The 15,633-nt window shown below is 42.8% G+C and carries 12 protein-coding genes; 6 read left to right on the top strand and 6 right to left on the bottom strand.

All coding sequences use genetic code 11. The features are described 5' to 3' along the window. The first annotated feature begins 317 nt into the window (after positions 1-317). Positions 318-1,421: a TrkA family potassium uptake protein gene (locus AC805_RS10050; RefSeq protein WP_197278689.1), complete on the top strand. Its 1,104-nt coding sequence runs from the start codon at positions 318-320 to the stop codon at positions 1,419-1,421. Positions 1,422-1,530: 109 nt separating this feature from the next. Continuing rightward, positions 1,531-2,382, top strand: a complete 852-nt coding sequence (locus tag AC805_RS10055; RefSeq protein ID WP_055075310.1) for a DALR anticodon-binding domain-containing protein — start codon at positions 1,531-1,533, stop codon at positions 2,380-2,382. 279 nt (positions 2,383-2,661) lie between these two features. Here AC805_RS10055 and queA read toward each other — a convergent pair whose 3' ends face one another. Next, positions 2,662-3,717 carry a tRNA preQ1(34) S-adenosylmethionine ribosyltransferase-isomerase QueA gene (gene queA / locus AC805_RS10060; RefSeq protein WP_055075311.1) on the bottom strand — a complete coding sequence of 352 codons (1,056 nt, stop codon included), beginning with the start codon at positions 3,715-3,717 and terminating at the stop codon, positions 2,662-2,664. 148 nt (positions 3,718-3,865) lie between these two features. Here queA and AC805_RS10065 point away from each other — a divergent pair, with 148 nt between their 5' ends. Further along, positions 3,866-4,138: a hypothetical protein gene (locus AC805_RS10065; protein WP_231662616.1), complete on the top strand. Its 273-nt coding sequence runs from the start codon at positions 3,866-3,868 to the stop codon at positions 4,136-4,138. Positions 4,139-4,662: 524 nt separating this feature from the next. Here the strand turns inward: AC805_RS10065 and AC805_RS10070 are convergent. Beyond that, positions 4,663-5,415 carry a leucine-rich repeat domain-containing protein gene (locus AC805_RS10070; RefSeq protein WP_055075312.1) on the bottom strand — a complete coding sequence of 251 codons (753 nt, stop codon included), beginning with the start codon at positions 5,413-5,415 and terminating at the stop codon, positions 4,663-4,665. A 79-nt stretch (positions 5,416-5,494) separates the two neighbouring features. On the opposite strand from AC805_RS10070, the gene menH reads away from it, so the two are divergent. Further along, positions 5,495-6,331, top strand: a complete 837-nt coding sequence (gene menH / locus AC805_RS10075; protein ID WP_082429458.1) for a 2-succinyl-6-hydroxy-2,4-cyclohexadiene-1-carboxylate synthase — start codon at positions 5,495-5,497, stop codon at positions 6,329-6,331. A 168-nt stretch (positions 6,332-6,499) separates the two neighbouring features. On the opposite strand, the gene AC805_RS10080 is transcribed toward menH, so the two are convergent. Together AC805_RS10080 and AC805_RS10085 are read right to left on the bottom strand one after the other, a co-directional pair. Next, a complete protein-coding gene (locus AC805_RS10080) occupies positions 6,500-7,789 on the bottom strand; it encodes a glycoside hydrolase family 10 protein (protein WP_055075313.1) in 1,290 nt (429 codons plus the stop codon). Positions 7,790-7,906: 117 nt separating this feature from the next. Beyond that, positions 7,907-8,392 carry a phycobilisome protein gene (locus AC805_RS10085; protein ID WP_055075314.1) on the bottom strand — a complete coding sequence of 162 codons (486 nt, stop codon included), beginning with the start codon at positions 8,390-8,392 and terminating at the stop codon, positions 7,907-7,909. Between the two features lie 419 nt (positions 8,393-8,811). On the opposite strand from AC805_RS10085, the gene AC805_RS10090 reads away from it, so the two are divergent. After that, entirely contained in the window at positions 8,812-10,476 is a 1,665-nt protein-coding gene (locus AC805_RS10090; RefSeq protein WP_055075315.1) for an NB-ARC domain-containing protein, read from the top strand. A gap of 90 nt (positions 10,477-10,566) precedes the next feature. Here the strand turns inward: AC805_RS10090 and AC805_RS10095 are convergent, their stop codons facing one another. After that, complete coding sequence (locus AC805_RS10095; RefSeq protein WP_055075316.1) at positions 10,567-11,817, bottom strand: hypothetical protein; 1,251 nt, start codon at positions 11,815-11,817, stop codon at positions 10,567-10,569. Between the two features lie 831 nt (positions 11,818-12,648). Between AC805_RS10095 and lysS the strand changes: the two genes are divergently transcribed. Beyond that, positions 12,649-14,244 carry a lysine--tRNA ligase gene (gene lysS / locus AC805_RS10100; RefSeq protein ID WP_055075317.1) on the top strand — a complete coding sequence of 532 codons (1,596 nt, stop codon included), beginning with the start codon at positions 12,649-12,651 and terminating at the stop codon, positions 14,242-14,244. 58 nt (positions 14,245-14,302) lie between these two features. On the opposite strand, the gene leuB is transcribed toward lysS, so the two are convergent. Then, on the bottom strand, positions 14,303-15,385 hold the full coding sequence (gene leuB, locus AC805_RS10105; RefSeq protein WP_055075320.1) for a 3-isopropylmalate dehydrogenase: 1,083 nt from the start codon (positions 15,383-15,385) through the stop codon (positions 14,303-14,305). Positions 15,386-15,633 lie beyond the last annotated feature (248 nt).

Below are 15,633 nucleotides of genomic sequence, written 5' to 3' on the forward strand. Positions count from 1 at the left end.
ATCCCCTACTCGCTAGGGGACGCGATCGATTGGAAACTCTCATGATCGACCTCACTGTAAATATTTACACCTATTTCCCCTACTCGCTAGGGGACGCGCTCTCTCAACTCCTTTAGGATTGCTATAGCAAAGTGAGAGATAGCTCTAGACAAATCAAAACTCCAAGGATGAGTGGCGGCGCTTTGCGCCGCCACTCATCCTTGGAGTTTTATGTCCTCAGCAAAGCTAACATTTATATATGAAGGGTGTAATTGACATCGGCGATCGCCTCAAACCGTGGGAAACTATTGCTTATAGGTCACAACATTAAAAAATGTATGCCTTCTAAAAGTTCGCTAAATTACCATCAGCTACAACCAGATTTCTTACAGCGGGAGTTGCTGCAATATCAGAGAACTTTACTCACCAATGCCCTGATCTTAGTCGGTTTAGTCGTAATTGGAACCCTAGGCTACCGCTTACTTGAAGGATGGAGTTGGTTTGATTCCCTCTATATGACGATCATCACCCTCGCCACAATTGGCTATGGAGAGACCAATCCCCTACATTTTGAAGGAAGGATCTTCACAATTATTTTGATCGTCATGGGGGTTTTGAGCATCAGCTACATCGCCGCCCAGTTTACAACAGCGATCGCTAATGGTCATATTTACGATATTTTTCAAGCGAGGCGACAGCGAAAATTTATGAACTCCTTAAATAAACACTATATAGTTTGCGGCTTTGGGCGCACAGGCAGGCAAGTTACCGCCGAATTTACTGCCGAGGGTAGTATTTCCTTTGTGGTCATTGATAGCGATCCCGTCATGATCGCACAGGCAGAACAGGCGGGATATTTAGCAGTGCAAGGCGATGCCGCCCTTGATCAAACCCTACTTTTTGCGGGAATCGAACGCGCGGTGTGCATCGTAGCTGCCTTGCCCTCCGATGCCGAAAATCTCTATACGGTTTTATCTGCCAAAACCTTAAATACAGAAATTCGGGCGATCGCTAGAGCGAGTACGGAAGAAGCCATGCAAAAACTGCGCCGAGGTGGAGCCGACGAAGTGATTTCACCCTACATCACAGGTGGTAAGCGTATGGCAGCAGTTGCCCTGCGTCCGCAGGTGATGGATTTTGTGGATGGCATTATTGCGGGCAAAAATCGTTCCTTTTATATCGAGGAATATCGCATTGACGAACCTAGCTTTATTGGTATTTCCCTAAAACAAGCGAGTTTGCGATCGCAGACAGGAGTTCTCGTATTAGCAATTCGGCGAGAAGATGGGAATGTGATTGCTGGTCCCGACGGCAATACAGAAATTTTGCAAGGCGATGTCCTGATCTCTATGGGAACCCCCGAACAATTGCGAGCCCTGAACCAATTCCTGAGTCCGCTTTCTAAAAAAACAAATTTGTTACGCTTACCCCGCATGAAATAATAAAACCCAGAAGATGAGTAGCGGCGCTTTGCGCCGCTACTCATCTTCTGGGCTTATGCAAAATAGTATTGTCACACTTTTGGGAATTAAAAACTAAACCTAAATTATCATGAAGTTTATTTCGCCATCTCGCCCCATTCAAATGGCGATCGCCTTAGCGATTAATTCTGAATTTAAGATTTTGCTAGACCCTAGAGAAATTGCCCTGAGGATTTGCTATCCCAAATATGGAGCTCACTACACATTGGCGATCGCCTTGGCAATTTCCCATCAAGTAGGGATAGAAGCGATCGCGATCGCAGAAAAAATAGCGAAAAAAGTTACTGAGGCGATCACTGAGGCGATCGCGGAAACCTCTTCGCAAGCCCCCCAAATATTTGCAGAATGGAAAATCAAATCCTGCCATCAGGGTTTGTTAAATATTTGTCTAAGCGAGCGATATCTAGAGGACAGCCTCCATGCTCTGATGAGTTGGCGGCTTGACGCAGCATCTTTTGAGATAAATGGCGATCGTCCATTGTGGCAAAAGCGTAATATTTCCCTAAATCCTTCTCTGAATCCTTCTCAACTAGCGTCCGAACCAATGCAGCAATATGCCCATGCTCGTTGCTGTGCCCTAATCAGATTAATTGATAGAACCAATCAAGATTCCCAATATTCAGCCCGCGCCGCAACTATTAACAAAATCCACAAAATAGAACCGATAGAACCTGAGGAAGTAATTTTGTTATTGCGAAATATGGCGATCGCCGATTATTTAGAAAATGGAAATATTTTGCCTTTAGATAGAGAGAAATTATCCCGATCGCTAGCCGAAGCTTTTTTACAGTTTTACGATCGCTGTCGAATTTTTGGCGTGGATCGCTATGCATTCCAGAGACGATCGTTACTACTGAGAATTACCCAAAAGTTTTTGGTCGCGATCGCTCCCCCTGAAATTAATTACGCAATGTATTTATAGCGCTTTAATAGCGCTCCTCAATAAGTTAAAGTCCTATTTTTCGGATGGATGTAATTAAGAAACCATTTAAGAATTGGATAGATCCCCCCCAGCCCCCCTTAAAAAGGGGGGAGAATTAAATTCTTCCCCCTTTTTAAGGGGGATTGAGGGGGATCTCTTAGCACTTTTGACCGCAGAAAGTAATCCTTAAATGGTTTCTAAGAACCAAAACCGAGAAGATTGCCCCGCATCTTTTAGAGTCAAAAGGATTGGCGCAAGACTGCGCCAATCCTTTTGAGCTTATCGGAGAATTAACATAGCATCGCCAAAGGAATAAAAACGATAGTCTTTGGCGATCGCTTCTTGGTATACCGACATTAAAAATTCCCGTCCCGAATCTCCCAAAAAAGAAGCCACCATCATTAATAACGTGGACTTAGGCAAATGAAAATTAGTGATCATGCCATCTAAAACTTTCCATTCATAGCCTGGATAAATCATGAGATTTGTTTTACCCCGAAAAGCTTGATAATTAGCATTTTCCAGCGATCGCGCCACCGTACTGCCTACACCGATGACACGCCCACCTTTTGCCTTGGTTTCCTTGATTTTGGCGATCGTTTCCTCTGACACTTCGCACCACTCGTTATGCATCACATGCTGAGTGATGTCCTCCGTCTCCACGGGACGAAAGGTGCCAATCCCCACATGCAAAGTCACAAAGGATTTATCAATACCGCGATCGGACAGCGTTTGAAATAGGGACTCCGTAAAATGTAAACCCGCCGTTGGTGCAGCGATCGCTCCAGACACCTCAGCATAGATCGTTTGATAACGCTCGGCATCGGCATGGGAATCGGTGACATAGGGAGGCAAAGGAACCTTACCTAATTGATCGATAATTCTATCGAGGTCAGCATCTTCAGGGATGTGAAATTGCAATTCCCTTGCCCTTGTCGAGGTTTCGATCCCTTCGACCGTCGCTTTGACCCGCTCGGCAAAAACGATCGTACTACCTACTGGCAATCGCTTACCTGGTTTGACCAATGCCAACCAGCGATTGTGACCCAAGGGCTCCATTAACAAAATCTCCACAGGAACCCCTGATAGCTTCTGTCCGTACATGCGGGCGGGAATAACCTTGGTGTTATTAAAAACCAGCAAATCCCCTGCCTGCAAAAAATCTGGCAGATCGTAAAAGTGCTGATGTCGTAAATTGCGATCGCGCTCAATCACCAGTAGTCGCGATGAATCCCTCGGTGTAACTGGATCTTGAGCAATGCGATCGCTTGGCAATTCATAATCATAGGCACTTAACGCGAAATCAGGCGCAAGTTCAGCAGGCGATGAGGTCATAGATGAAGTTACATTTTGGGATATGGGCACTACTTAAAAATATGCAGCAAAATATGCAGCACTCCTCTAAGTGTTTGTCAAAAAGTGACTAAGTGACAAAAAAATATAAGAAATTTTATATACCAATTGGCAAAACAGTGGTATACAGATGGCAGTAGCAACATACACTTTGGGTATGGGGCGTAAATTGTTTCTCAGCCTTTCTAAATTGAACGAGGAGTTTATGCAGTATTTAATGACCGATCTTCACCAACGTTTTATTGGTGCATTGAACTACAACAAGCCCCTTGCCGTGGGTGATGTATTTCGAGCCGACAACACCAAAACCTACACGGTTGTTAGTATTAACGATACTCGCGATAAGAGTAAAGATGTTAAGTCAGTAACCGTAATTCCCGTCCGTGAAACTGTAAATGCTTAGCAAATGTCTAGACAAATGTCTAAATAGTTGCTCTTGACCGTTAATTTGATCGTTAATTTGACCGTTAATTTATCTATCCATCACTGATTGATATCGATCGCCCCAGTCAAGGATATTGGCTAAAAATATTCTGAAACACTATTCCGAAACATTGAAAAGTAATTCTAGGGAACCATCGATCGCAATCTGAAAGACTTATGGAAGCTATTGACAATACATTGATATAAACGAGTATTTCTTTGTTCTTTTCAGATATAGCGATCATTAATAATTAATCATAAAAAGCAGCGTAATACGCTGCTTTTTATTAAGTATAGCCATAGTCAGTAATGTTAGAACAAAAAACAAACCCCAAGAATTGACTGGCGGCGCGAAGCGCCGCCAGTCAATTCTTGGGGTTTATGTCCTAATACACTTGGCGACAGCTATATTCACTTATAGCTGTAATACCAAATCACAAAAGTGTTGTCACACTTTTGTGATTTAAAAAACTAAAAATGGCTACGCCATTTTTAGTTTTAGTATTAGATTAAGATCATGCCGTTTTTTAAGTCGCTCAGGGAAGATACATCGATCGCATTACCCCTTAAATCAAGCCTTTCCAGCTTTTTGAGGTTCATGATTTCGGGAGGCAGAGATGTAAGCTGATTGTGAGATAAATCCAATTCAGTAATATTTTCGAGCTTACCGATCGCAGAGGGAATACAGGTCAAGTTATTATGACCGAGGTAAAGATCGGTAAGATTTGTTAAGCAGCCAATTTCACTTGGTAAAGTTGTTAAATTATTTTTCCGTAAATCCAATTCAAGCAAATTGTTTAGATAGGCAATTTCTAAAGGTAGGCTTTCAAGTTCATTTTCGCTAACATCTAACCATGTTAAAAACTTGAGCGAGCCAATCTCCGCAGGTAGGCTTTTTAAACAATTATTATTTAGGCTAAATCTGGCGAGCTGCGACAATTTCCCTAGATTCGTCGGCAGTTGCGTAATGCGGTTTTCAGCTAAATTAAGAACCGTGAGATTTTTGAGATACAAAACTGCATTGGGAATTGTGCTCAGGTGATTGGATTCTAGGTAGAGCCAAGTTAGTTGTCGCAAATTGGCGATCGCATCTGGCAGAGATGTTAATTCATTCTCGCTGAGGTATAGCCAAACTAAATTGGTCAATTTGCCAATCTCTTCAGGAACAGTGGTCATTTGCAGGTCGCTAAGATAAAGAGATGTGGCTTTAAAAGCTTTGGCATCCTCAATTTCTTTCAAAATTTCTTGATCTTTCATAATCTAGTTTGGACGTTTTGGTGATGGGGTTTAAGTGATGGAGTTTAAGTGATGAGGTTTAAGTAATGGGTGTTAAAGGATGGAATTAAAAATACAAATCGATAATTATTTTTTTAGCTACTATGCAGAAGGGGATTCTCACAATCCATTAATCTTGTTTTTACATGGATTTATGGGCGATCGCTTTGAATTTACGCAAACGATGTCAGTCTTATCAAAACGATATTATTGTGTAGCGATCGATTTGTTAGGGCATGGTAATACAGCAGTCATCGATCGCCAAAAGGATCGAGATGACAACTACACAATACAATCCACCGCAAATTTTGTCATCAAATTTTTGGATTTACTTCGTATAGATCGAGGCTTCTTGGTGGGTTATTCCATGGGAGGAAGATTAGCTCTATATCTTGCGCTCCATTTCCCAAAATATTTCCTAAGAGTTGTCCTCGAATCCGCATCCGCAGGCTTGATCGCGATCGCTGAAAGGAGCGATCGCCTATCTAAGGATCGACAACTTGCCGCCAAACTGGAAACTGAGAATTTTAAAGCATTCCTAGAAAAATGGTATCAGCAACCTATTTTTGCTCATCTGCGATCGCATCCTAATTTTGAGCGGATGCTTGAGCAACGATTGCGTAACTCGCCTACACAACTCGCCAAATCTCTACGCAATCTCAGCACGGGGATGCAACCCTCATTATGGGAAAAGCTGCCGACCAACCAGATCCCGTTACTGCTGCTAGTTGGAGAACTAGATTCTAAGTTCGTGCAGATCGCTCGACAAATGACACAAAGCACCAAGCTTGCCCAGTTAGAAATTATCGCTGGCTGCGGTCATAATATTCATTGGGAGTTTCCGCAGTTATTCGCAGAGAAAGTACAAACTTTTTTAAATAACGTGAGTTCGGGATAATTTGAAATGAGCTTTGAGAAAGGGTTTGCTCCGCAAACCCTTTCTCAAAGCCCAAAAGATGAGTGGCGGCGCTTCGCGCCGCCACTCATCTTTTGGGCTTTATGTCCTAAGCATTAGTGGTGAGCGGCTAAGCCGCTCACCACTAATGCTTGATTTGAGAGCTATGCCTTAGCTGCCAACAGACGCAATATTTCTTAAGTCTGGACGGGGGGCAGGGGTTAAAAAGAGGGTCTCAAAGGAGGCATCGCGATTGCCTAGGGTTTCGTAAAAGAAGAAGGAGAAACCATCAAGGGTTAGTTCACGCGCTAGCTTTACCTGCCCTTTGATTTGGCGCATATCGACATTTTGGATTCTTAAGCCAGTTAAAATACCCACTGCTACGGGGATCTTATGGCGAATCTCTTGTAATTCTGGACGTTCTAATTCCCTTTTAAAGTTGTCAATATCATCGCGATATACCTGCACGATCAACTCATCGACATAGCCTAAATAAATCCAGCTATACCAATCTTGGAGATATTTAATATAGGAAAAGTCTTTAGGGTTGGGGGATAGGGAAATGAGACAGTTGGGTTTAATCGTCCTAACTGCCTTCGAGATCTTCCGCATTAGAGTAGTTAAAAATCTCGATCGCCAACTCATCCATTCAGGATCTTTGAAATCCTCTGGCGGTAGCCTGCCGAAATGATCTTTTTTATATAAAGCGATCGTGTAGTCATCATAGCCAAGTTCAGCAGGCATTCCAAAATGATCGTCCAGTTGAATGCCATCTATATCGTACTTACTAACTACTTCCACAATCAAATCAATCAGGAGTTTTTGAACTTCGGGTCGGGTAGGATTGAGCCAAACCAAACGATGCTGCTCTTTTTCTCCATGCACAAAAACCTGAGAGCCATCTCGACGACGGGTCGCCCATTCAGGATGTTGGCGTATTAACTCTGACCCCTCTTCGGTCATTAAGCCATACTCAAACCAAGGAATTACAGCAAAATTCTGTTCATGTCCAAATTCAATCGCCTCGGCGAGCATATCTCGGCTTTGCAACTCAGGTAAAGGCTCTATTTCTACTCCAAAACTATTTTTGGCAACTTGACTGGGGTAAAGGGTGTATCCACCGTTCCAAACCGTGGGATAGAGAGTATTAAAGTTGAGCCGCTTTAATCTTTTGATAGCTTTATGGAGACTTTGTTTGGACAACAAAACATCGCTATCAACGTTAGTTAACCAGATCCCGCGTAATTCATTACCATTAGCAGGTCTAATGGGGGGCGGTGCGTTTATTTGCGTCGGGGACTGCGTTGATTGCTCAATGCTGTTGCTCGCAGTATTACCAGAAGGAGTCTGCGCAGCGACCCAAAAAGGGAAATTAATCGTTAATGCGATCGCTAGCCCTAAGAATGTTAAGACGAGGAGGCGAAGGCGTATTTGCCAAGACCCAAAATTAATTTTCCCCATAACAAACGAGCTCGTTAAGCTCTCACTCCTCACATTCAGGCTTCAATTTTTGCAAACTTATTGTATAACAACTGAAAAAAACATCAAAGACATGATCGATGATGCTGTTACCATTTTTTAATTAGTTTTTAACTGAGATCCCAGTAAATTGCGATTTATCTCCAAAATAGGGCAGAGGAGCGCGGCAACATCTTTGGGCAAAAGATCCCTAACCACGTCCTGCATGACCAGATAGGTGATATTACAGGCTTCCTGTGCGCCGAAAGCCTGCATGATCGTTTGAAACCAGTATAAAAACTGTTGTCGCAACAGCTCTGGATCGTCCAGTAAAACCGTCATTGCGGAATGGCGCAGTACCCTTAATGTGTCCTGTTTCCATTTGTTTTGAAGATCTTCCCCTTTTGGAAATAGCAATTTAGGATAGGAAGTTTGCAGCTTTGCCAACACTAAATTGACAATCTCAAATTCTGAGGCTTTGATCGAACGATAAGCCTCAACCCTACTATCGAAAGAAGAAATATAGGAATCCATGAACTCTAATTCAGTATCGCTGGCATAGCGTCCATCAACGACTGTTCCTAGTTGTTGCAGCTTACTTAACATATTAAAACTACACTTGTAAATGACATTTACGTATATTGATATATGTAGTCAGACATAACTAAAAAAACAGAGTTGAAATCTATAGCGCAGGCGTTTAGCATGAGCTTTAGGTTTTGTTTTTTGTATTTAATTGTGCCTAGCTACTTGGTGGTTTTCATTTTACTATAGACAAAATGAAAACTAGCTGGGACTAGCTGAGATTGTTTTTATTCTTTAGTTTAGTCATTAGTTTTAGGGGAGTAGTTACTCCTTTGAAAATACTATATCTACGATTTTATACGGATCTTAGCTGGAAACTATCCGCCACTTTAAGCATTATGTCTAGGGATTACCTTTTTTTTGTTACGATTCAGATAAATCGATAAACAATCGATAGCCAAGACACACATCTATGCGATCGATCGCTGCCATATTCTGTCATGTTATCTGACAATGAGCACATTGAAGGGCTGTTCCCAGAAGCGGCACAAAGTTGGGACTTAAATCGGCTGTATGCCGATTTACAAACTGCTAGTGGCAAAGAGATCAAGCCTGTGGAAAAAGCTTGTCTACGGGGGTTGCTTTGTCGTTATCGTCCAGGACAGCTTGCTTTTAAGCTGACTTGGACTTCGGGGGCTTTGCGGGTGGAATTAAACAAGGGGCTATATCGATCGCTAGAGGCGATCGCCGATCAGCCAGTTAATACTTTGCGGTGGGAAAAGGTTCCTGAATGGTTGGAAGCTAAGGGTTATAAAACTGCGCAGCGTCAGAGCGATCGCCGCTTGCATAGTCCCAGTAATTCTCAAGATAGTCCTGCGGCGAATTTAGCCGATTGGGGTGAGGCCCCTAATATTCAGACCTTTTACGGACGAGTAGACGAACTCGCCAAGTTAGAGAAGTGGCTCGTCCGCGATCGCTGCCACTTGCTTGCCATTTGTGGGATGGGTGGTATTGGTAAGACAGCCCTAGCTGTAAAGTTGGTTGAGAATATTCAATCGCAGTTTGATTGTTTTATTTGGCGATCGCTACGGAGCGCCCAGCCTACGGCACAATTAATCGCCGATCTCTTGCAATTTCTCAATCATTCTCAGCATACTGGTTGTAGTACCTCCGATCTCTTAGAGGTTTTGCGTCAGAAACGTTGTTTAGTTGTGCTGGATGACTTTGAAGCGACATTACAGGATGGCGAGCTAGTGGGAGCCTATCGTCAAGGTTGCGAAGACCATGCGGAGCTCTTACAGCGGGTGGGTTCAGAACGCCATCAAAGTTCCTTAATCCTTATCGGACGCGAACAGCCTAAGGAAATCTCGATGCATCAAGGGGAAGATCAGCCGATTCGCTATTACAAAGTGAATGGATTGCAGAGACAAGGTGCTTTTGAATTGCTCCGAGCGAGGGGATTTACGGGAACGGAAAATGGGCTAGAGGCGCTAGTGCAGCAATATCGCGGCAATCCATCTGCCTTACGGATTGTTTCGGGCACGATTCAAGAATTATTTAATGGGAATGTTTCAGAGTTTCTCAAACAAACGGCGCTAGCCCTTGGGGATGTATTGCGTACTCTTCTCTATCAACAGTTTGAACGGCTCTCACAGTTGGAAAAAGATGTGCTGTATTGGTTAGCCATCAAGCATCGTCCAGTATCGCTTTCATCGTTGCGATCGGAAATGAATTTACGAGCCTCTGGTTCTGAATTGATCGATGCTTTAGAGTCCCTGCGTTGGCGCTCGCTGATCGAAAAGGTCTCGGAGCAGGGCGAAGTAATGTTTCTCCTAGAGCCTGTGGTTCTCAAATATGTCAATCGGCAATTTGTCGATGAAGTGAGTAAAGAAATCATTGCGATCGCCACTCACCAAAATCTCAAATCCATCGATCTATTACAAAGTCACGTCCTTGTCGAAGATCGCGCCCCCGACTCGATTCGGGCGATGCAGATCCGCCTAGTTCTCAAACCAATTAAGGACAAGCTAGCGAAGGCGATCGCGCAAAATAATATCGAATTGGAATTTCTCAGGGAACGTCTCGCCAGTCAGTACCAAGGTCAACCGACAGAGATTGAAAGCTATAGGGAAGCTAATCTAGCCCTAATTGGATTATGGTGGTAGCTCAAACCCTAAAGCCTGCGGCGCACGCTGCGCCGCAGGCTTTAGATCTGGATTATGTTTAAGGTTTGAGCGATCGCTACTACAAATCGTTCATTCCGAATCGTAGCCTCTTTTCTTAAGCCACTCTTCCAGTTTGTCAAAAAATTCCTTGCGATCGCTTTCTTGATATACTTTGTTGATAGTATCCCAGCCTTCTATTTCTTCTCCTAACATATATTTGTTAGCCAAATAAGCAGCAATTTCACGTCTTCTAGCTTTTTTCCAGTATTCACCAGTTGAAATTTTTTTAGACTTCAGAGCACGGCTAAATCCTTCATTATCTTCCCTAATTTTTTCTGGAAACCATCTCGTTACATTGACAAACTTTCCATGAATAAAATGTTGAATTAAAGTTGGTCGGTCAAAAACAAGAGGTTCTTCAAATCCAGTATCTTTTGATATAATTTCCCATATCCCATCACCATCAATATCCTCTATTTCGATATTTTCTCTAGATAGTGAATAGGCAAGATGGTTAAATTTATTCTTTTGGTAATCAAAATAATAAATCAATGTATGATTGCAACAGCCACTAGTACCTGAGTTATGTGTAATAATGACAGCAGGATCTTCATCATTATTTAAATCTATCAGTCTCATACTCATCCTTACCCCTGTATTGGCAATTATCCTAGCGGCAACCATCTCTTCAAATATTGTCTTCCCTTGCTGGGTTAATTCAAGGGTTACATTATAAAGAATAAAATCCCAATCATATTTGATGCGAGCAGTTAAATCGCCAAATCTAGTTGTTTGGATGGCTTTATAGAATTGTTCGTTTTTAGTAGGCTTGTAATCATAATTATCATAATTATTATTATTTAAAAGACTATAACCACCGCAATTAGGTTGGTATTGATAAACGTACGTCTTTCGATCGCCTAAAACAATCACTTCTGGCTCGCCATCTAGATCGATATCGTGCAAGTAAAAACTTATCCCATAAGCGTAAGTACTTTTAGGAATTGATTTGCTTTCATAAAGAACTTTTCCTTCACGGTATATTCTCAGGCGCTCGTTAGCAATCGAGTCTTCGCGAGAGTTGAATTCTTCTTTACTCATGATAAAGATGAAAGAGCTTTCAACCTTAACTTTACCTAGAGTTTTATATTGTACGAATTGGACTTCATTGCTTGATAAGGGTGAAGGCAAGGGGGATTGATCGGGTATAGGCAAACAAGAATTTTGAGAGCTATCTACTGAATGAAAAAGGGAGATAAATATCTTTGCATAATTAACCGTAAAATCTGCTGGAAGAAACACAGTTTTAGCGATTATCAATATTTCAATAATAGATAGCACAAGAAATTGATTACTATGATTCTAAGTCGATACATATATTGTCGCATCATCATAGCTTATATGTAAAAAACAAGAGTAATTAGAGGCAATAAATAGGGATTGTCACTATATTTTTGAGATTTATATTAATAAAATGTAGTTAGCACGAATTTGTAGCGCATTGATTTCACTTGCCATCATGAAAATTGCCCAGTATTCATAACAAATTTCAATTTAAAGCGCTTTGCGCTCAAACCCAAACCAAGAAGATTTTTGAAAGCTTTGCAAAGCAAAGCTTTCAAAAATCTTCTTGGTTTGGGTTTGCATAGATGTGAGATAGCGAATTTCGACTTTTTTGCTTGCAGCCATAGAGATCTCCGCAATTGATCGCTTGATCGCAACATACTCAAGTTATACCAATTCCCAAAATGGCGTTGCCATTTTGGGAATCTCAAACCCTTACTGGGCTTGGTGTTTAATTCACGCAAGTGTTGTCACACTTTCGTGAATTGGTATTGAACTATTACATTTTAATTTTTGTTACAATAAAAAAGAATGTCTTTTTTTATGCATACGGGAATAGACGCTTTTGGCGATCGCCTTGCCATATGCTCTGCTTTAGCTACTTAATACCAATTCACAAAAGTGTGACAACACTTGCGTGAATTAAACACCAAACCTAGTCAGGGTTTGAAAAGCTAAAAATGGTGTAGCCATTTTTAGTTTTGGTATTTTGGTATTCAAAGATGGTTTAGTTTATACCTGTTAAACTAGACAAGGCGTGAAATTACTTGAAATAGGACATTCGCACGCTAAACTTAACTTTTGAAAGACCTTCGGATAATTACCACTATGTTTTGGGCGGATAAATTTGCAGCAGATGCAAGCGGCGATCGCATTATAGTTAACGATTCCAAAACCCCCTCTGGGCGCGTGCATGTCGGCTCACTGCGCGGGGTTGTGATTCACGATGCCATTTATCGCGCCCTCAAACACGCAGGTAAACCCGTCACCTTTACCTATGGCGTTGACGATTACGATGCCCTTGACACCGTACCGCATTATTTAGATCAAGATCGGTTTGTACCCTATCTCGGACAGCCTCTCTGCAATGTCCCTTCCCCTGAAGATAGCGCTACCGACTATGCTAAATATTTCATGGGCGAATTTCTCGAAGTATTTGAGCATCTAGGTGTGCGTCCTGAAATTTATTACCTGCGCGATCTTTACCGTTCGGGCAGGATGAATCCATACATCGACTTGTTTCTCCAAAATGCCCACCTCGTGCGCGAAGCCTACAAGGAAGTCAGTAAAGCTGATCGCCCATCCAATTGGTATCCTTTCCAAACTATTTGCGAAAACTGCGGCAAAATTGCCACCACAGTTGTCACTGACTACCAAGATGGCAAGGTGTTCTATACCTGTCAGCCCAACGCCATGGAATATGTCAAGGGCTGCGGTCATACAGGCTGGATATCTCCCTTTGATGGTAATGGGAAGTTGCCTTGGAAAGTAGAGTGGGTGGCAAAATGGGAAGTTGTTGGCGTATCGATCGAACTCGCAGGTAAAGACCATTCCCAAAAAGGTGGATCTCGCGATGTCGCCAATTCTATTTGCCGCAAAGTTCTCAAAAAGAATCCACCTACCCATGCACCCTACGAATTTATTTTGGTAAATGGAACCAAGATGAGTTCCTCTAAGGGTGTAGGTTCCAGTGCTAAGGAAATCGCCAATCTTTTACCACCAGAATTGCTAAGGTTTTTGATGTTGCGAACACAGCCTCGCAGCGTCATTAACTTCATGCCCAACTATGACACAGTGACGCGACTCTTCCGCGACTACGACAATTTGATTGATAAATATCAGTCCGATACCGTCAAGGATGAAAAGACTCAAGAGGATCTAGTCCCTCTAGTCTATTCCCAATTGAATGAGGAAGAAAAGGTTGATGGATATCAAGCCTTTGACTTTAGCACCTTAATCTCGCTCCTCCAAATTCCCCACCTTGATCTCGAAGCGGAAATTGCCGCTAGAAGCGCAAATCCCCTCAGCGATCGCGACTGGGAAGTAGTCCGCGATCGCATTAGAGTTGGCAAGAAATGGTTGCAAGACTATGCCGATGAAGAAGAGAAGCTCGTACTTTATCTTGACTCCATGCCAGAAAAAGCCAGCCACCTTAATGCTGAACAGGTAAAGTACCTTGAGACTCTGGCAGTAAATCTGGCAGGTGATGTTAATTGGGAAGGAGAAGAATTGCAGACCCTCCTATTCAGCACCTCTAGACAGATTGAAGTCTCTCAAAAGAGTGCTTTTGCTGCTATCTATTACACTTTCTTAAATAAGGAGCGTGGACCTAAAGCTGGCAGCTTACTTTCCTATCTGGATAAGGAATTTGTAATTCAGCGTATTAAAGACGCGATCGCGGTCAATCTAGCGCCAAAAAGCTAAATAATACCAAAACTAAAAATGGCTACGCCATTTTTAGTTTTGGTATTACTTACTGATTTTAGATTGCGGCTAGCAAAGCTTCTCCCATAGCAATGCATCCCAATCTTTCACAGCCATCAGCCATGATGTCTCCCGTCCGCTTGCCTGCATCCAGAACTTTATTTACTGCGGACTCGATCGCATTGGCTGCTTCCCCTTCATTAAAGGCATAGCGCAGCATCATGGCAGCACTTAATACCTGCGCCAAAGGATTCGCCAAATCCTTGCCCGCAATATCAGGAGCCGAACCATGCACGGGTTCAAATAATCCTGGTTTCCCTGCTTCACCAAGGCTTGCCGATGGTAACATCCCAATACTACCCGTCAACATGGCTGCGGCATCAGAAAGGATATCGCCAAATAGATTGCTGGTGAGAATGACATCAAACTGTTTGGGATTGCGAATAATCTGCATGGCGGCATTATCCACATACATATGTGAGAGTTTCACATCTGCATAATCGCCAGCAATACTAGTCACCCGTTCGCGCCATAGCTGGGACACTTCCAATACATTGGACTTATCAACGGAGCAAACCGAGCCACGACGCTTTTGAGCTGCTTCAAAGCCTACCCGCGCAATGCGATCGATTTCAGGCTCCGTATACACCATGGTATTAAATCCACGCCGCACGCCATTTTCATCGGCAACAATGCCCTTTGGCTTACCAAAGTAAATACCACCCGTGAGCTCGCGGACGACCAAAATATCTACACCCTCAACCACTTCACGCTTCAAAGTTGAAGCATCGATCAATTGCGGCAATATCTGAGCAGGTCGTAAATTTGCAAATAAGCCCATGCCTCCCCGCAAACCTAATAAGGCTTGTTCGGGGCGTAAATTTGATGGCATCGTATCCCATTTCTCGCCACCGACTGCGGCTAATAGTACGGCATCACTATTTTGGCAAAGTTGCAAAGTCGCATCGGGGAGAGGATGCCCCGTCGCATCGATCGCTGCCCCACCGACCAGAGCCGTCTCGAAAGCAAAAGTAATATCATATTTAGGAGCGATCGCTTGTAATACGGCAACCGCCACCTTCATGATTTCTGGACCAATTCCGTCACCAGGTAGCAGGGTGATTTTATAGTTTTTCGTCATCATCAATTACTAACGTTAGATGTTTTAGGATATAACAATCGCTTGTGCAAATCTGCAAAAATTCAAGAGACCTCACAAAGCCTACTCCCTTCCCGCTATAAAATTAGATATTAAAAACCAAGAATTAGCGTTGCGGCGCTTCGCGCCGCAACGTCTAATTTTTCACTGGGAAGGGAGTAAAGCCCTTGCGGATAAAAATGTCCCCCCTCATTATAAATAGCGGTCACCAAGTGTACTTGGACATAAAC

Source organism: Pseudanabaena sp. 'Roaring Creek' (assembly GCF_001402795.1).
In the GTDB taxonomy this organism is placed as follows: domain Bacteria; phylum Cyanobacteriota; class Cyanobacteriia; order Pseudanabaenales; family Pseudanabaenaceae; genus Pseudanabaena.